Source organism: Ruegeria sp. F12 (assembly GCF_056533885.1).
The window spans coordinates 1-17,737 of record NZ_JBQFOV010000024.1; the positions used below are offsets into that span (position 1 = coordinate 1).

General features: G+C 58.4%; 19 protein-coding genes and 1 tRNA gene. 11 read left to right on the plus strand and 9 right to left on the minus strand.

The window, feature by feature from the left end; genetic code table 11:
- The 5 genes from ACR0CA_RS20025 to ACR0CA_RS20045 form a co-directional block, all read left to right on the plus strand.
- A partial coding sequence (locus ACR0CA_RS20025; protein WP_480900934.1) for a hypothetical protein occupies nt 1-254 on the plus strand: 254 nt, incomplete at its 5' end.
- Nucleotides 255-478: 224 nt separating this feature from the next.
- Nucleotides 479-1,234 carry a 5-oxoprolinase subunit B family protein gene (locus tag ACR0CA_RS20030; RefSeq protein ID WP_480900936.1) on the plus strand — a complete coding sequence of 252 codons (756 nt, stop codon included), beginning with the start codon at nt 479-481 and terminating at the stop codon, nt 1,232-1,234.
- Nucleotides 1,231-2,229, plus strand: coding sequence for a 5-oxoprolinase subunit C family protein (locus ACR0CA_RS20035; protein WP_480900938.1), 999 nt, complete (start codon nt 1,231-1,233; stop codon nt 2,227-2,229). The genes ACR0CA_RS20030 and ACR0CA_RS20035 overlap by 4 nt, the downstream gene beginning before the upstream one ends.
- A 13-nt stretch (nt 2,230-2,242) precedes the next feature.
- Nucleotides 2,243-3,004, plus strand: coding sequence for a LamB/YcsF family protein (locus ACR0CA_RS20040; RefSeq protein ID WP_480505840.1), 762 nt, complete (start codon nt 2,243-2,245; stop codon nt 3,002-3,004).
- A 150-nt stretch (nt 3,005-3,154) separates the two neighbouring features.
- Nucleotides 3,155-4,402, plus strand: coding sequence for a hypothetical protein (locus tag ACR0CA_RS20045; protein ID WP_480900941.1), 1,248 nt, complete (start codon nt 3,155-3,157; stop codon nt 4,400-4,402).
- Nucleotides 4,403-4,486: 84 nt separating this feature from the next.
- Here ACR0CA_RS20045 and ACR0CA_RS20050 read toward each other — a convergent pair whose 3' ends face one another.
- Nucleotides 4,487-5,878, minus strand: coding sequence for a D-alanyl-D-alanine carboxypeptidase family protein (locus ACR0CA_RS20050; RefSeq protein ID WP_480900943.1), 1,392 nt, complete (start codon nt 5,876-5,878; stop codon nt 4,487-4,489).
- Nucleotides 5,879-6,159: 281 nt separating this feature from the next.
- Nucleotides 6,160-6,861 (minus strand): HAD family hydrolase, encoded by a 702-nt coding sequence (locus ACR0CA_RS20055; RefSeq protein WP_170775800.1) that lies wholly within the window; start codon nt 6,859-6,861, stop codon nt 6,160-6,162.
- Between the two features lie 94 nt (nt 6,862-6,955).
- Here ACR0CA_RS20055 and clpS point away from each other — a divergent pair, with 94 nt between their 5' ends.
- Genes clpS through hemF form a run of 4 tightly spaced genes read left to right on the plus strand, consistent with a single transcriptional unit; the run spans nt 6,956 to nt 10,011 of the window.
- Complete coding sequence (gene clpS, locus ACR0CA_RS20060) at nt 6,956-7,297, plus strand: ATP-dependent Clp protease adapter ClpS (protein WP_170789805.1); 342 nt, start codon at nt 6,956-6,958, stop codon at nt 7,295-7,297.
- Between the two features lie 24 nt (nt 7,298-7,321).
- On the plus strand, nt 7,322-8,287 hold the full coding sequence (locus ACR0CA_RS20065) for a class I SAM-dependent methyltransferase (protein ID WP_480900946.1): 966 nt from the start codon (nt 7,322-7,324) through the stop codon (nt 8,285-8,287).
- Nucleotides 8,288-8,324: 37 nt separating this feature from the next.
- Entirely contained in the window at nt 8,325-9,122 is a 798-nt protein-coding gene (locus ACR0CA_RS20070) for an SDR family NAD(P)-dependent oxidoreductase (protein WP_480900948.1), read from the plus strand.
- 4 nt (nt 9,123-9,126) lie between these two features.
- A complete protein-coding gene (gene hemF, locus ACR0CA_RS20075) occupies nt 9,127-10,011 on the plus strand; it encodes an oxygen-dependent coproporphyrinogen oxidase (protein WP_480900951.1) in 885 nt (294 codons plus the stop codon).
- 2 nt (nt 10,012-10,013) lie between these two features.
- Here the strand turns inward: hemF and ACR0CA_RS20080 are convergent, their stop codons facing one another.
- The 5 genes from ACR0CA_RS20080 to modA form a co-directional block, all read right to left on the minus strand.
- On the minus strand, nt 10,014-10,421 hold the full coding sequence (locus ACR0CA_RS20080; RefSeq protein WP_170775791.1) for a hypothetical protein: 408 nt from the start codon (nt 10,419-10,421) through the stop codon (nt 10,014-10,016).
- 31 nt (nt 10,422-10,452) lie between these two features.
- Nucleotides 10,453-10,866, minus strand: a complete 414-nt coding sequence (locus tag ACR0CA_RS20085; protein WP_170775789.1) for a hypothetical protein — start codon at nt 10,864-10,866, stop codon at nt 10,453-10,455.
- 126 nt (nt 10,867-10,992) lie between these two features.
- A complete protein-coding gene (modC, locus tag ACR0CA_RS20090) occupies nt 10,993-12,090 on the minus strand; it encodes a molybdenum ABC transporter ATP-binding protein (protein WP_170789802.1) in 1,098 nt (365 codons plus the stop codon).
- Nucleotides 12,087-12,779 (minus strand): molybdate ABC transporter permease subunit, encoded by a 693-nt coding sequence (gene modB, locus ACR0CA_RS20095; RefSeq protein WP_480552717.1) that lies wholly within the window; start codon nt 12,777-12,779, stop codon nt 12,087-12,089. Before modB ends, modC begins: the two co-directional genes overlap by 4 nt.
- A gap of 3 nt (nt 12,780-12,782) precedes the next feature.
- The gene (modA, locus tag ACR0CA_RS20100) at nt 12,783-13,562 is read right to left on the minus strand and encodes a molybdate ABC transporter substrate-binding protein (protein ID WP_480552719.1); all 780 of its coding nucleotides are present in this window, start codon (nt 13,560-13,562) and stop codon (nt 12,783-12,785) included.
- A 196-nt stretch (nt 13,563-13,758) separates the two neighbouring features.
- Here modA and ACR0CA_RS20105 point away from each other — a divergent pair, with 196 nt between their 5' ends.
- Nucleotides 13,759-15,012, plus strand: a complete 1,254-nt coding sequence (locus ACR0CA_RS20105) for an aminotransferase class V-fold PLP-dependent enzyme (RefSeq protein WP_480900954.1) — start codon at nt 13,759-13,761, stop codon at nt 15,010-15,012.
- Between the two features lie 62 nt (nt 15,013-15,074).
- Nucleotides 15,075-15,150 (plus strand) — tRNA-Val (locus ACR0CA_RS20110).
- 451 nt (nt 15,151-15,601) lie between these two features.
- Here the strand turns inward: ACR0CA_RS20110 and ACR0CA_RS20115 are convergent.
- Complete coding sequence (locus tag ACR0CA_RS20115) at nt 15,602-17,452, minus strand: amidohydrolase family protein (protein WP_480900959.1); 1,851 nt, start codon at nt 17,450-17,452, stop codon at nt 15,602-15,604.
- A 103-nt stretch (nt 17,453-17,555) separates the two neighbouring features.
- The coding region (locus tag ACR0CA_RS20120; protein ID WP_480900956.1) for a carbohydrate porin at nt 17,556-17,737 on the minus strand (182 nt) is incomplete at its 5' end.

Sequence of the window (17,737 nt, forward strand, 5' to 3'; positions counted from 1 at the left end):
CTCAACCTCAGATGCCCCCAGTCTATCCTGAGCGTCTCAACCGTCTTTCCAGTCCGTCAGCACCGTCTCCAGCGCCCCAGCACCGCCTCAGCAGCGCCGGTGAAGGGGGTTCTAAGGTTTACCGATGGCCTCTGCAACAGCAAAATGACAAAAAGCGAAATTTTTTTGCAAAACTCTTTTTCTTTTATATATCACAAGAACTTAGGCTGCACTTCGATGACGGAAACCTGCGTCCACCCATCGCAATCACCTAAGTACGCAAACGGCGAACCTCCAATCCAGTCTATATATAGTGGATGATACCTGTTTGGCCACAATAACCCCCGAGTCGAAGGGTGGATTCGACTCGGAATCCGCCCACCCAAAACCAAGTGGACCGCGCCAAAAAAACCAATTTCAACCGAACAGCCCCAGCTTAACCTTGCGCAATCTGACCTAATGGGGTCAGGTCGCAGTCAGGATAAGCGCGCATCATGAAATGACCTCTAAATACACTGACACTTTTCCCTGTATTCGCACCGTTGGCCTCGACGGGCTGCTGATCTCATTTGCAGATACCATGGCTGAACCTTCCAACAGGGCGGCATTGGCATTTCGGGGGGCAATCGATGCGTTAAACTGGGCCGGCGTTCTTGAGACATCAGCCTCATTGGCGTCGGCCTATGTTCGTTTTGATCCGGCCGTGCTGCCGCATTCTGACATCAAGGACCGGTTGACACACCTGTTAGCACAACAGGACTGGTACAAAGCGGCGATGCCTGCGGGTCGCAGGCTTTGGACCGTCCCTACTGTTTATGGTGGTGAGCTTGCGCCGCAATTGGATGACGCCGCCCAGGCCGCTGGTCTGGAACCGGCCGAGGCTGTGCAGCGCCTCAGTGCCACGCGGGTGCGGGTACTGACCATTGGTTTTGCCCCTGGGCAACCTTACCTCGGGCCGCTTGGGCCGGAATTCAACATTCCGCGCCTCAAGGATCTGACCCCTATGGTGCCTGAAGGTGCCCTGGTTCTGGCCATATCGCAATTCGTTCTGTTTTCGGGGCCTACACCCACGGGCTGGCGGCATGTGGGGCAAACGGCGTTCCGATGCTTCCGTCCAGATGCGCCCGACAGCTTTGCCCTAAGACCCGGTGACGAGATGCAATTCGTTCCCATATCTGCCGATGAGTTGAACGCCATCCGCGCAGACAATGGAGACGGGATGGGCGGCGCGACGTGTCAGGAGATCGAAGGATGAGCCTGTCAGTTCTGCGCATCGGTCCCGCCTGCACCATTCAGGATCAAGGCCGCACCGGATATCTGGATCAGGGCCTGTCGCGTTCGGGGGCTGCGGATATCACCGCCCTTCACGAAGGCGCAGCGCTGTTGGCGCAAAGCCCGGACTTGGCTGCGTTGGAAATGGCTGGAATGGGTGGCGAATTCGAAGCCACTCTGGGCACTGATATCGCCCTGACCGGTGCACCGATGCAGGCCAGTATTGATGGCAGTCCGGCCATGTGGAACGCCTCGCACAGGTTGGAGCCAGGTCAACGTCTGTCCATTGGGGCGGCCACGCAAGGCACGTATGGCTACCTCCACCTGAGCGGCGGGATTGATACGCCTCTGTTTCTGGGGTCTCGCGCGGCCCATCTGACCGCCAAGGTCGGGCGGGCCGTTCAGGCCGGTGATCAGTTGCCTGCCAAAAGCGGGGCTGGACGAGCGGGTATGAAGCTGCGGCCCGATGATAGGTTTTCCGGGGGGCGTCTTCGCGTTTTGGCCAGCTTCCAGACTTCTCTGTTCGATCAGGACACGCTGGATCGGTTCGCGCTGACCAGTTTCCAGCGGGGCGCGCGAGCGAACCGAATGGGGATGCAGCTTGAAAGCGCGGGCGAGGGCTTTGCCGCCAATGGGCAGCTCAATATCCTGTCCGAGGTTATTTCTCCCGGAGACATTCAGATGACCGGCACGGGCAATCCATTCATTCTTCTTCCCGAATGTCAGACAACGGGCGGCTATCCCCGCATCGCAACCGTGCTGCCCTGCGACATCGCCCGCGCGGCGCAAACCCCGGCTGGGGGAGAGATACGGTTCGAGTTTGTGTCTCTGGAAGAGGCTATCACCCTGCACGCCGCCTATTTGGCCGATCTGGAGCGGCTACCCGGCCGCGTTGAGCCGATGGTTCGCGATCCACACGACATCCCGGACCTTCTGTCTTACCAGTTAATCGGCGGAGTGATCTCAGCCACCGAATAAAGGAGAATTGCCGATGCCCAGCGTCGATCTGAATGCGGATATGGGGGAAAGCTTTGGCCCCTGGAAGATGGGCGATGATGACAGCCTGCTGAAGATCATCACCTCGGCCAATATCGCATGTGGCTTTCATGCAGGCGACTGGGATGTGATGGCGCAGACGATGACGCTGGCCGCAGAAAACGGCGTTGGGATCGGTGCGCATCCCGGCTTTCCCGATCTACAGGGCTTTGGTCGCCGCAACATGAAAATACCACATGCGTCCCTGCGCAATCTGGTGCGCTATCAACTGGGGGCCGCGTTGGGTATGGCGCAGGCGGTTGGTACCAAAGTCCGGCATCTGAAATTGCACGGCGCGTTGGCCAATATGTGCTCGGTTGATGTGGATATGGCGCGCGCCTGCTATCAGGGTGCGTTGGACGTGGACCCCGATATCATCATCATGGTGTTGGCCGTCACCAAACAGGAAGAAGCTGTACGCGACCTTGGCTGCAAATGGGTCGGAGAGATTTTTGCCGACCGCGCCTATAATGACGACGGAACGCTGGTGGATCGCAGCCTGCCCGGAGCGGTTATTCACGACCCAGAACTTGCCGGGCCACGCATCCTGAACATGGTGCGCGAAGGAGCCATCATCACTGAATCCGGCAAACGGCTTGAAACTTCGATCGACACCATCTGCCTGCACGGAGATGGCCCAACGGCAGTGCAAATCGCAGCCTCGGTGCGCGAAAATCTGATTGCAGGTGGGGTCGAGGTGACGAAGTTCATTCGCTGATCAGATTGGCTTAAGACGAAGCGGCTACACCCTTGGTGTTGCCGGGGTCAGTTTCAGCCCCTAGCATGACCACAAGTCCATGTTCTGAATACCACAATCCCGGCAACACCCTGTGCCAGCTGCAAGGCGCAGGAGCAAGGAGATAGCTTAATGTCTTTCGATCTGATGTCTTACCAACCGCGTGGCGACAAGAAAAACTCGAATTTTTTCACCGAGTATCTGCCCAAAATCTACGAACGCCGCACCAGCTCGGGCGTTGCCGATCTGGTCGGGACGATGAAGGCAATCGTGATACAGGTGGAAACTGATGCGCTGTTTGACACTCTGGTCGAGCTCTACGTGATGACACCCTATCGCCACACGGCCAGCTATCTGGGGCACACACATAAATTCTCGGTCCTGCACTCGCATCCCGACTATCCGGCGCTGGTTGTGATGGCGCCACTCAATCCATCGTTCGAAGACTTTATACCCCGCATCAACCGTATGTATCCGCTGGCGCGGAAGACCCCGCAGACCCGCTATGTCGGAGAGGTTTTTGCCGCTTCCGACCTGACTGCGCTGACCCAAACGCTACAGGATCAGAATATTCGATTCGAATATTCTGGGGACACCGAAAACCCGTTCTACACGCTGGATGGCCTGCGCTTCACAACCCCGTCGGATTTCACCTGCAACCGGGTGGGCTATTCGACGCTGGATTTCAACGACACCGACAGCCTGGGCCTAGGCGACCGGATTTTGCTGAGCGACGACGAAAAAGCCCGTCTGGATCAGGCCGCCGCATTTGGTGCGGACAGCAAGATTGCACCGCTGATGCTGGGCATTGACCACCTCGCCACGCGGGTTCTGGCCGGCGAGCGTGAGGACGCGATCCTCGAATTTCTGACCATGGTGCCCTACTATTTCTGGGGGGCGTACAACATCTCTGAGATGAATTCGTCCACCAATGTGAACCGAAACCCAAACGTAGATGACGACAAGAAATCGCCTGCCAAAGTGTTCACCGCCAACAACACGCCGTCCTTCGTGAATTCCTTCGCCAAGCTGCCGATGCCGACCGAGGATTTTGTCCGCAATTTCGGCCGTCGCCTGCATCACATGGCGGTCGAAGTTCAGGATGGCGATCACGGCGCGGGTGAAAAGAACGTGGATTTCGTGGTGAATACGCTCAAGGATAAGGGCGTGCCATTTCTGGCCCATGTGGTGGGTGAATGTAAGGATGATCCGAACCTTAAGCAGATCTTCTCGAAACACTCGAAAAACACGCTGCTAATCACCGAATATATCGAACGTTGCCACAAATATGATGGCTTTTTCACCAAGGATAATGTCGCCGCGCTGACAGCTGCGGCCGGTCAGGATGAGCAATATCAACACGGCCACGTGTTCGATTGAAGCGTTTGTGCCTTGTATCAGGCGCGAAAAAAGGCTGCGAGTTTCCTCGCAGCCAAATCCAACCAGGAGAGAGAATGTCGGGCCTTATGACGGCCCGATCATGAAACAGGTAACGTTACGAGCCTGCAGCCTGCGGCAAGCCAGATCGGCCTGTTCGCGGGTCATGCCCTGGAACGTCGCATCGAAGCCACGCGCGCTTTGGTTCACTTTGCGCAACGTGCCTTCCAGAGTGGTCATTTCCGTCAGAGCGGTTTTCAGCAATACCTTCTCGGCCTCATAACGCGTGGTATAGCGGCCCACATTCACGCCCCACAAATGGCCACCCGACGTCGACAGACGGGTGACGATTTCGGGCTCGGGCTCAGGCTCAGGCTCAGGCTGCACATTCGGGTCGGTCGAGGCCAGAACCAGGCTATCCGGGCGCGCTGCGGGGCGCGGTGTGTCCCCCGTTGGGGCCTGCACATCTGCCTGCGCGATGGCTGCGGCGATGCCGTTCTGGATTCGTGCGTCATGCTTGGCCACCGTGGCTGCATTAGCTCCAGCGATTTGTACTGCGGCTGCAACCGGGCGCAACACAGGACGAAGGCTGGTGGTCGGGGCACCGACCAGACGCGCAATCTGCACATTCAGGCCCGCATTCCCCGCATAGGCCGGACGCGACGGCTTGCGAATGGGCGCGCGCGACGGGGCGCGACGGAAGCCCATATCCAGCAATTCAGCCACTTTGGCATTGCGCGATGCACCTGACTTGCCACCGAAAACGGTAGCGATAATCCGTTCATCCTTGCGCTTGGCCGAGGCCACAAGGTTGAAACCCGCAGCCCGTGTGTAGCCGGTCTTGATCCCGTCCGCGCCTTTATACGCGGCCAGCAAGCGTCGGTTCGTATTGGGAACTGTCTTGATCCCGGCATCGGTCGAACGACGCGAGAACAGGTTGTAATATTGCGGGTAATCATACAGCAGATGCCGCCCCAGCGTGGTCATGTCTCGCGCCGTGGACAGGTGGCCCGACTCGGTCAGGCCATGGGCGTTCTTGAACGTCGTACGGCTCATACCCATCGCTTTGGCGGTCCGGGTCATGCGGCGGGCAAATGCTGCTTCGGAGCCGCTGATGGCGATCCCGATGGCCGTCGCCGCGTCATTGGCAGACTTCACCGCCGCTGCGCGGATCAGATACCGGAACGCAATCCGCTGCCCCGAGCGCAAACCCAACTTGGACGGAGGTTCCGCCGCCGCGGCCTTGGTGATGCGAACTTGCGTGTCCAGCTCGATCTCGCCATTCCGAACGGCCTCGAAAGCTATATAGAGCGTCATCATCTTGGTCAGTGACGCAGGGTGCAGCCGAGTGTCAGCATTGCGCGAATGCAGCACCTCGCCCGTACGTGCGTCAATCACCATCGCTGCGTAAGGCGCGGCAACCGATTGCACCGGCACCAAGGAAAGCAGCCATACGAATGCTATAAGAAATAAGCCCATTCGGGCCGGAACTGTCCGCCGAACCTGCACGATCTTTGCCTCTGTCTACCTCGGGCCGCCGGGTTTTCCCGGTCAGCAAATCATTTATTTTATTGCCCACCAGCGTAACACAGAGGTCGCGCGAAAGAAACCGAAAGCTGGCTAAATCGTCGTTTGTTTCAAGGCGTGTCGCACCACAATATGTAGAACAGAACCGCCGCGCACCTACTAGATCAGCGCCTGACGCATCGCCTCCACGCCCCTTGGCATCATTTTTTTGTAACTGGGGCCATTCGGCAACATCAGGAAAACGTGTTGATGAACCCCGACAACTCCCCAAGATCCCGCAGCTCTTTGTAGCGCTGTGAGGTGGATGGGACCTCGGCTTCTTCGATCTCCCATATCAGCCCGTGGGGTACATAGACGCCCCAACACCCAGCCTGAATCGGGGCGACCACATCGGACCGCATCGAATTGCCAACCATCATCGCATGTTCCGGCCCATCCCCGTGACGCGCGAAAATTTCGGTGTATGTCCCCGCGGTCTTTTCCGAAACGATCTCGACCTCATCAAACAGCTCGCCCAAACCTGATTGGGCCAGTTTACGCTCTTGGTCGATCAGATCACCTTTGGTGATCAAAACAACCTTGTGAGTCGTCGCGACAGCCTCGATCGCTTCGCGGGCATGGGGCAGCAATTCGATAGGGTGGGCCAACATCTCTTGCCCGGCTTCGATCAATTGACGAATGACCGAGGCAGGCACTCGGTCTTCCGTCACCTCAATGGCTGTCTCGATCATCGACAAGGTGAAGCCTTTAATTCCATAACCATAATGGCGGATATTACGCTTTTCAGCGGCCAGAAGGCGGTCCATCAGATGATCCCGCTCGGCGTGATCTACCAGAAGGTCGGCGAAATGCGCCTGTGTCAGTTGAAAGAAACGCTCATTGTGCCACAACGTGTCATCAGCATCGAACCCGACGATGGTCAGCTTGTTTTCCATTGCATTTGCGTCCTGCTGGCTCTTTTCTCTGGCCCCTTGGACGTTATATAACCGCTCAGATAAACCGAAGCCTGAATCGGTATAGGTGCGCGCAATGTTTGAAAATCAATGGACAATGTCTGACAAATCGGATGACGAGGGTGACTCGTCTGTCCTGGTCGAGACGCGCCCAAAGACCAAACGCCCGCCGCTGTACAAAGTCCTTCTGCTGAATGATGACTACACTCCGATGGAGTTCGTGGTTCATGTGCTTGAACGTTTCTTCGGCATGACCCACGCGCAGGCGTTCGAGATCATGCTGACCGTGCATAAGAAAGGCGTCGCCGTCGTTGGCGTCTTCAGCCATGAGATTGCCGAAACCAAGGTGGGTCAGGTGATGGATTTCGCCCGCAGGCACCAGCACCCCCTGCAATGCACCATGGAACGCGAAGAGTAACCCTACTCTTCCCGTAAATCGCTGATGTCCCCTCGTCTTGATCTTGCCTTGAACAGCGGCCTTGCGCTGTCACAGCCGCTGACAGTGATCGGTCCGACACCAACCCACGACCTGTCCGCGATGCCGCGCGAGGCGCAGGTGGTGCAGCCGTTCAAACCATTCCACGACCATTTTGAAGCGCAGGGGTTTGACGTCACACCCGAGGCCAGAGAGGCGTGTCAGGACGCAGTGATCTTTCTGCCCCGCGCCAAGGCGCTGGCCCGCAGCCTTGTGCATCAGGCTTGCTTGCGGGCTAAAGGCTTAGTCGTTGTGGACGGAGCCAAAACCGACGGGGTGGACAGCCTGCTGAAGGACATTCGCAAACGCGTTCCAGTCGAAGGGCCGATTTCCAAGGCGCATGGCAAGATATTCTGGTTCACCTCCGCTCCAGCGGCGTTCGCCGATTGGGCTGCGCCCAAGTCGCAAGTGGTGGACGGGTTTAAAACTGCCCCCGGCGTCTTCTCAGCGGACGGAGTTGACCCGGCCTCAGCCCTGTTGCTGGACGCATTGCCCGCTAAACTAGGCGCGCGGGTGGCTGATCTGGGCGCGGGCTGGGGCTTCCTGTCCGCCAATCTGCTGCAAAAACAAGGGCTGCGCAGTCTGTATCTGGTTGAGGCAGACCACATCGCCCTGGCCTGCGCCGAGACCAACGTCACCGACGAAAAGGCATCGTTCCATTGGGCGGACGCCGTGACGTGGCGTGCGCCCGAGGGGCTGGACGCGGTTGTTATGAACCCGCCCTTTCACACTTCGCGCAGCGCAGACCCCGCGCTGGGTCAGGGCTTTATTCAATCCGCTGCGCGCAATCTGGCGAAGCACGGAGAGCTGTGGATGGTGGCCAATCGCCACCTGCCTTACGAAACAACTCTGAACGACACATTCGCGCGTGTCGAAGAAGTGACCGGAGACAATCGGTTCAAGGTGTTCCACGCCTCTCGCCCTCGGCGATGATCCCGGTTAACCTGCGCGCAACTCAGGGAGGTTCCGCATGTCCTTTTCCATAACAGGCAAGACCGCCATCGTGACCGGCGGCGCCAATGGCGTTGGCCTGGCAATCGGTCGGCATTTTGCGGATGCAGGCGCCAATGTGATGTTCGCTGACATGGACGAGAAGCGCCTGGCCGAGGAACTGGGCGAACAGGCCGATGACAGCAACATCCGCTTCTTCGCGGGCGATCTGCGTGAAAAACTGACCATTGCAAACCTACTTTCGGCCACGATAGACGCCTTCGACCAAGTGGATATCCTGATCAATGGCTCACGGCAGGTGATCTCTTCGGACCCGCTGGATACCGATGATGACTCGGTCAAAACCTTGCTGAATCAGAACCTGATGCCTGCTCTGCGTCTCAGCCAGGTTGTGGCCAAGCGCATGATCAAACAGGCCGGTGACGGCGACGCGCCCGCCGGATCGATCATCAACCTTTCCTCGATTGCCGCACGCCGTACGCACCCGGACCTGATGGCCTATTCGGTCTCGACCGCCGCGTTGGATCAGATGACGCGATCGTTGGCCGTGGCCTTCGCCCCGCATCGCATCCGCGTAAACTCGATCGCGTTGGGGTCGGTGATGAGCGCCTCGTTGCAGTCCACGCTCAAGGAAAACCGCGATTTCCGCGATGATATCGAGAAACACACCCCGCTGGCACGCATTGCCGCCCCGACCGAATTGACCGAGACGGCGCAGTTCTTGGCCTCGGACGCGGCAGGGTTCATCACCGGACAAATCCTTACCATTGACGGCGGTCGCACCCTGCTAGACCCCGTCGCAGCCCCGGCCCACTAAGCTTATGTTCGAGATCGAAAAATCCACCGCCTCTGCCTGGTTCCGCCAACTGCGCGACGACATTGTAGTCGCGTTTGAAGCGCTGGAAGACAGCCACGACACCGGCCCCTTTGCCGCAGCTCAACCCGGCCGGTTCGAGGTCAAGGAAACCAAGCGCCATTCGGATGATGGGTCAGACGCGGGCGGAGGATTGATGTCGGTCATGCGCGGCGGTCGTGTGTTCGAGAAAGTGGGCGTCAACGTCTCGACCGTTTACGGCACGCTGGGCGAGCGAGCGCAGCACGCTATGGCAGCGCGCAAGGGCATTCCGGGCATGACCGAGGACCCGCGGTTCTGGGCTTCGGGCATTTCGTTGGTGGCGCATATGCAAAACCCACATGTCCCGGCGGTTCACATGAATACCCGAATGTTCTGGACCCCTCACGCCTGGTGGTTCGGCGGCGGGTCGGACCTGAACCCGTGTATCGAATATGAAGACGACACCGCCCATTTCCACTCCGTCCAAAGGGCGCATTTGGACCCGCATGGGCCGGGACATTACCCGCGCCTCAAAGAGTGGGCGGATGAGTATTTCTATATCCCCCACCGCAAACGCGCACGCGGTGTGGGCGGGATATTCATGGATGACTATTGCACCGGCGACTGGACGGCGGACTTTGCGTTGACTCAGGATATCGGCCGCGCGTTTTTGCCTGCCTTCCTACCGCTTGTTGAAAAGCGCCGGGTGCAGGGGTTTGATGACGCAGACAAAAACACCCAGTTGGTGCATCGCGGACTCTATGCGGAATACAACCTAGTCTATGATCGGGGCACCAAGTTCGGGCTGGAAACCGGCCACGATCCCGATGCTGTGCTGATGAGCCTGCCACCTTTGGCAAAGTGGGTTTGAGGTCAGAACCCAAACTCCAGGAAATTGTCAAAGCAATAGCCCTGCGCCGAGGCTGCCGACAGATTTTCGCCCACACGTTTGACGGTGACGGAATAACTCGTGCTGGTATCCGCGCCCTCCGGCGGCGTTAGGGAGAACTGCACGGTGCGGGTCTGTTTTTCGTAGGCGCGGTAGATATAGATGCGCTGTGTCGCCTTGGTTCTGAGCGTCCGAATAGCATAATCGCCAATACCACACCAATAGGCCACCGGCGCCGACGTTCCCCGCGTCGAGACTTCGTAAACGCCATTGCCCTTGTCTGCCACATTGATCCGAATGGCTGGGTTCAACCTGAACCCCACCCCAACAGCCTGTGCCAGGCCCGGCACTACAATAGCGATTGCCACAATCGCCGCTTTCCATGATGTCATCTGCGTCCTTAATCGGGCCGAATTGGCCGCGCTATTTCTTCCTTCGGAAATCAATAACGCTATCATAGCACAGGTTTTCGGCCCGCGACGCAGATAAGTTTTCCCCCACGCGGTTAACAGTGAGCGAATAGCCAGGGGTCGTGTCGATGTCCGCCGGAGGATCGAACGAGAATTTGACGGTGCGCGCACCCGGCACATAGGCTTCGGCGATGTAGATACGCTGAGTTCTTGCCTTGCCCAAGGTCTGAACCGCGTAGTCCCCAATACCACACCAATAGACCGGGGCCGACGAAATGCCGACCGGTTCCACCCTGTAGACGCCACCCTCCTCAGGCGTGACAATCACTTGGAACGTGGGGAAAATCCCCACCCCCGGTCTGTTTGACTGCGCGGTCGCGGACCCTGCGACGACGACCAGAAAAATCGCGGCCAGAATAGCTTTCACGAAAATACCTCCGTCCTAAAGGCCTGATGCCACTGGGCTTAGGTCCATAAGACGAATTGAAATATTTAGTTACAAGCGCACGCTTGACCACGATTGCGTTACCCGATTGATAACAAAAGCCAGAAGTTAGCTTTGATTCACCCGTCCGCCCACGTCATGCGGGGCAAGCGCAACTGTCTTGATGACCGCATAACATTGCATCCCGGTTTGCAGACCTAGCGCATCGACCGAACGGCGCGTGATGCGGGCCAGAACCGGACCGGCAGTGGTTTGCAGCGACACGATAGCGCCCGGCCCGTCGCCTGCGCGGATCGTGTCGACCGTGCCAGACAGCACGTTCAGGGCCGAAAGCCCCTCGGGCGGTTTGTTCGACAGGATGACCTCTTGTGCTGGGATGCGGATACGCAGGGTCTCGCCAATTTGATGCGGAATACGCGGCAGAAACAGGCTGGCCCCGCCCGCATCCAATTCCGTGAGGCCATCCACATGGTGCTTCGACACCCGAACCTGCAACACCGCGCCAACCGCCCGGATACCCGCAGGCGCAACCGACGGGTCGGCCAGAACCTCGGAGGCTGGTCCGTGGCGCACCGCCTTGCCGTCCTGCAAAGCAACGACCGACGTTGCCAGCCGCGCGACCTCAGCCGCAGAGTGGGTGACGTAGAGGATTGGGACCGAGACCTCATCCCTGAGCCGTTCGAAATAGGGCAGAATCTCACCCTTGCGCGCATCATCCAGAGCGGCCAGAGGCTCGTCGGCCAGAATAAGGCGCGGGCTGGCCAGCAAGGCCCGGCCAATCGCCACGCGCTGTTTCTCACCCCCCGACAGACCCGCAGGGCGGCGGTCCAGCAGATGGCCAATACCCAGCATCTCGATCACTTTGTCCGGGTTTTCACGCCGCGCGCCCTTGGGTGCGAACCAACGCCCGTAGGACAGGTTCTGGCGCACGGTCAGGTGGGGGAACAAGCGCCCTTCCTGAAACACATAGCCCAGGCGGCGTTTATGCGGTGGCAGCCACAAGCCCTGTTCGGTGTCAAACAACTCCCACCCGTCCACGGCCACGCGGCCCGAGGCAGGTTTCAGCAACCCCGCCACGGCATTGACGACAGTGGTTTTGCCCGAGCCAGACCGCCCGAACAGAACCGTCACGCCTGAAGGCGCATCAAAGCTGAGATCCAGCTTGATATGAGGCAGATCGTGCTGCAACCGGACAGATAAGCTCATGACCCGGCCACCCTTGCCGCAACACGGCGGCCGATAAATTCCGACAGCAAAAGCGCGCCCATGGCGATCATGATCGAGATCACGACCAGTCGAGTCGCCGCCGCCTCACCGCCTGGCACCTGAAGGAAGGCATAGACTGCCGAGGGTAAGGTCTGGGTTTGTCCGGGGATGTTGGAGACGAAAGTGATCGTGGCACCAAATTCGCCCATCGCCTTGGCAAAAGCCAGAATAGCGCCCGCTATCACGCCAGGCAGGATCATCGGCAGAGTGACGGTTGCGAAGACCATCAGGCGCGAGGCCCCAAGCGTCGCCCCCGCCTGCTCCAGCTTTGGGTCAACCGCCTCGATCGACAGACGGATCGCGCGCACCATCAGCGGAAAGGCCATGATGCCGGCGGCCAGCGCAGCGCCGGTCCAACGGAATGCGAAAACGATGCCGACCTCCGCCAGCACGCGTCCCAGGGGTCCCTGCAGCCCAAAGGTCAGCAACAGCAAATACCCGGTGACAACCGGAGGCAAGATCAAGGGTAGATGCACCAGCCCGTTCAATACCTGCCGCCCCGGAAACCGCCAACGTGCCAGCGCATAGGCCACGAATATCCCAAACGGCAGCGTCACCAGCGTCGCCCAGAATGAAACGCGCAGCGACAGTCGCAACGCCTCAAGCTCATCTGGTCCCAGCCAACCCATGCGTTACTGGCCCAGCAGGGAAAATCCCTGCCTCTCGAACACCGCCTGCGCGGTCGGGGATTGCAAGTGATCCAGAAAAGCTTTGGCCTTTGATCCCGCTATTGCGGTCAACGCGGCTGGATAGATGATAGGAGGATGCAAGTCGTCCGGAAAAGTCGCCATGACGCGGGCCCGGTCCTCGACCGTAGCATCCGACCGATAGACGACACCCAAAGGCACCGCACCTGCCGCGACAAGGGCCAGCGCCGCGCGCACATTATCAGTCTGCGCCACCTTGCCCTGCACATCGTCCCACAGGCCCAAATTAGTCAGAGCCGCTTTGCCGTAAATCCCGGCGGGCACCGCATCGACCAGCGCCATGGCCAGATGCCCGTCTTCTAATGCCGCCAGCAGATCAGTCTCGACCGCGAACCCGTTCAGCCCTGGGACCGTTGGGCCACCAATCAGAACCAACCTATTGCCCAGCAGATCAACCCGTGATCCGGGCGCAATCAGGCTGCCCTCCTGCAACACATCCATCCACTCGGCATTCGCCGAGATGAACAGGTCTGCCGGAGCGCCCTGCTGAATCTGGCGCGCTAGAACCGAAGAGGCCGCGTAGGACACCGTGACCTCTTGCCCGGTCGCGTCCTCGTACTGGATGGCGATTTCGTCCAACGCGTTTTTCAGGCTGGCGGCAGCAAAGACCAGAACGCCGTCGGCCCCCGCACGCATCGGGGTCAGCATCAGGACGCAGAAAGCGAAAACCGTGACCAGCGCCCGGCGCAGATGTGACAGGATCATTCCCAGCCCGCCCGTTAGATCAACATCCCCTCGGGGATATCTGAGGCAACAGGGCGCACGCAAGTACCGATGCACTTCGACCCCGTCCAGACGCCCGAAATTACGCACAAAAAAGGCGGTGCCGTGTCGCAAAGAGGATTGATCTGCCCAACCGCTGGAAGGATGCTGCTCTGAGCCACAGAACAGGACCACCGTAATGCTGCACACTACTCCCGGTCTGATTGATGCGATCCGCGCGCGCTTTGCCCATGTTGAAACCTGCCCGTTTCAAGGGCCCCGCATCTTCTTTGAAAACGCAGGCGGCGCGCTGACGCTCAATTCGGTGGTACAGACCTCGGCCAAATTCGCCGCGATCCCCGACAATCAGGGCCGCGACAACGTGGCTAGCCATGCGCTGGTCGATATCATCAACACAGCCAAGGCCGATTTGTCGGTGTTCATGAATGCGTCTTCGGGTCAGTTCTTTGTGGGCGAAAGCGGGACCGAACTGCTGTTTCGGATGATCCGCACCGCCTGCGTGAACGCGCCCAAAGGCAGCAAAGTGATCGGCAGCTCGATCGAGCATCCCGCTAGCCGCAGCGCCGCCCGACGCTGGGCCGATATTGCGGGGCTGGATTATGTCAACGTCCAGCACGATGACGAAACGGGGCTGGTCACCGCCGATGCCTACCGCGCCGCAATGACCCCAGACGTCCGTGTGGCCACGATCGTTCACGCGTCGCCCGTGACCGGTATGGGTATGGACGTTGCCGCCATCGCGCAGGCCATCCGCGACGTCTCGCCTGACTGTTTCATCATTGTCGACGGTATCCAGCACGCAGCCCATGGGCAGTTGGATATCGACAGCTACAACGTCGACGGCTATGCGATTTCACCCTACAAAGTGTTCTCGCGTCACGGCTATGGCATTGCCTGGATCTCGGACCGGTTGACCGCCCTACCCCATGACCAGTTGATCGACGCCCCCTCAGACGGGTGGGAGTTCGGAACCCGCGACACCGGCTCTTACGCCACCATGTCCGATGTCGTGGCCTATTTCGACTGGCTGGGCGCGCAGGTCTCGAACGCCACGGACCGCCGAGCAAGGATCGAGGCCGCGGGCCGCGCCATCTACGCCTATGAAACTCATTTGACAAACACCATGATCAACGGCACTGGCAACCTGCCCGGCCTGCGAGATATGGAGCATATCTTGGTCCTGGGTGGCGCAGATAATCCCGCGCGCGAAGGGCTGGTGTCTATCGTTGTGCACGGGATGCCCTCGGCCGAGGTCGTGACCCGCCTGAACGATCAGGGCATCCGCACCCATATCCGCAAAGCCGATCACTACAGCGGCAACGTTCTGACCCCGCTGGGCTTGAACGACTGCATCCGTATATCACTCTGCCACTATAATACCGAGCAGGAAGTAGCCCAACTGCTGGCCGCATTGAACGAGATGACGGACTGATCAAAGAATTTCTGTCCAACCCTCTTGCGCCCGCGCGCAGGCTTGGCTACATGCACCGTCACGGGTGATTAGCTCAGTTGGTAGAGCGCTTCGTTTACACCGAAGATGTCGGGAGTTCGAGTCTCTCATCACCCACCATCCTTTCCTCACAATGTATCATGGTCTTTCACGACTAGTGCCTATTGTTGTGCTGTGCGAAAAACTGTGTCCGCTGCGCCTAGACAGAAAAGTTGTCTCCAACACAGGAGAGATGGGCCATGGCAACAATCATAAAACGGCCTAGCGAAAAGTGGCAGGCGACGGTCCGGAACGACGGGCAATCCCGACCCAAGACCTTTCTAAAGCCTGCTGGTGCGGCGAAGTGGGCGTCAGAGATTGAGTTACGCGCCAAGGAGGGTCGCTCCTGGAGACAATCAAAGCGATCATTCAGCCGCGTCGCAGCATTCGGCGCATTGGGCTCAGAGTGGTCATTCTGATCTGACGGACAGCTGCCATGCGGACAAAGCTACCCAAAGCCGACTGGTTGCTGATGATCGTTCTCCATTCTAAAGCAGACTTTGTTTTTTTCGCTACTCCGAGGCTCCGCGAATTAGTTTGCTCTTCGTTGTTCTGACTGATTGGGTTTGGATCTGCCTGTTTTGGACACCATGGCCTTCGCGTAGTCGCGTTTTGCCTGCGCAGGGTCCTCGAAGCGAGCATGTACGACGCAAAAATATAGGGTACTGTCATCTCGTCCGTTGCGAGGTGTGAACCAATCAAAGGGATCGCTCGGCTTTACCGATGCAGTCTGATTGGTTGGTGAAGTCGCAGGTGCGACACTGGCTTCACTATTTGAAATGTCATCAAGAAGTGTTGGTCGGGCAGTGCCAGTATCCGGCGTAAGAATACCCATGATCTGCTCGCGACCAGCCGGAACAAAGCGCCCACTTTCTTCAACTGGAAACCGGATTGGCTGCCCAGCATAAACATCTCGTTGGACTTCGCTGTTCCGAACAACAATCGTGCCGTTAACAAGCACATACGGAATGCCTTCTGACGGAAGACCTTGCTGACCGAGGGTATAGTTCGCCTTTTCGGTCACAGTCTCCGGATCAAAGATCGTGATGTCTGCGACCATGCCTTCCTGCATACGCCCACGCACCTGCATTGCGCGCAAGCCCGTATCTCCCAATCGCTTCGCATGTATGTAGCTTAGCTGTGTGAGCGTAAGCATCAGTGGCACATTCGCTTCGCGGGCCAATCTGAGGACAAGCGCGTGGCTACCTGCTGACCGAGGATGCCCGGCATAGTCTTCGTAGGGTGCATCCCAACTCATCAGATTGCCCTCGATATCCAACCCGGCCATACCGTCGCCCGAGATGCCATAGCCTGCGATGGTGATCCAATCATTGAGCCATTGCTCTCTTGGAGGGCTAAAAACAATGGCTGTCCGTCCCGGTTCATTCTCGGCAAAGCTCAAGAACTCGTCTTTGGTCACAAAGCGATCGAGTTGGGGATCAAAGATAGTGTCTTCGTATTTGTACCCCATCGAGCCTTCCCAATTTTCGGGGGCGATGATGGAGGCTCCGTAGTTTCCCGATCCGGCGGTCCAGGGATAGTAACTGGACCAGACGTTATAGCCTTGGTCGCGGGCCATCTGGAGTTTTTCCTGATTTTCCCACCACCCATAATCGTTGTCGTGATGAATGTGCAGCGGCGCGTCGAGCACCATCGCATTGACTAGGATTTCGTTGACGCCGGTCTGTGTCTCAGTGGGTGTCGAGGCACTGGGATGAAACCGGTGATGCACCGAAGTTAAACGCCCATAACGCGCCGCAGCCCGCTGTGCTTCGAACATCTCGTAGGTTGTGATGCCTTCGCGGGCGTAGCCGATGGTCGATCCCACGCCGAGTGCTCCAAGACGTAGTCCTTCATCCAATTGGGCAGTGATTTCGTTCATCTGCTCGCGGTTACTTGGAACCGACGACCACCCTTCGACGCCGTTTTCCACGGATTGTGCCCGCAGTGCGAAAAAGTTCCGGAAGTCTATGTCCCCACCTTCCAGCACAAGGCCGTCATGCACCCGCATCCGCGCGAATTCTTGTCCAACGACCGTGCCATAGTTTGCCTGCGTCACGCCTTGGCGCGCTGCGTACCAGTCGTCGATATTCGCGGCCCCGACCTCAAAATCCATTTGCGTCGTAACGCCGTCACGAAGATTGACCTTGATACCCCAAGGATCCAGCCCGTGTTGTTCAAGGTCGATAAACCCGGGCGCCACAACGTACCCTGTCGCATCGATGGCTTCGCTGCCGCCGATATCTTCGTCGGTAATCGCAGTGATCCAGCCGTTGCTTATTCCAACATTAGCGATCTGGTCGAAACCGGTTTCCGGATCCATTACCCGACCATTGAGAATGACCACGTCGTACGTCTGCGCGACACATAAGGTCGAACACACAGACAATGTGCCAGCCAGAAACAGGGTACGAATGGTTAAGTCCTTTCTTTGGTCAGCAATTCAGGATGTTTCGTAATTTCTTGGCGTCTGCTTTCGCGACACATCAGAAAACGATCCGGGTTCTGAGGCTGAACAGTGTAATGCTGTCCTGCATGGGATTCAGCAGAGGGTTGGAAACGTATTGCAGGGACGGTGTGATCTGCAGTCCGGGTGAAATCGAGAAACGGTAGAAAGCTTCGAGCGTGAACTGGTCACCGTCTATGCCTCTTGCCTCGGCCCAGTTCA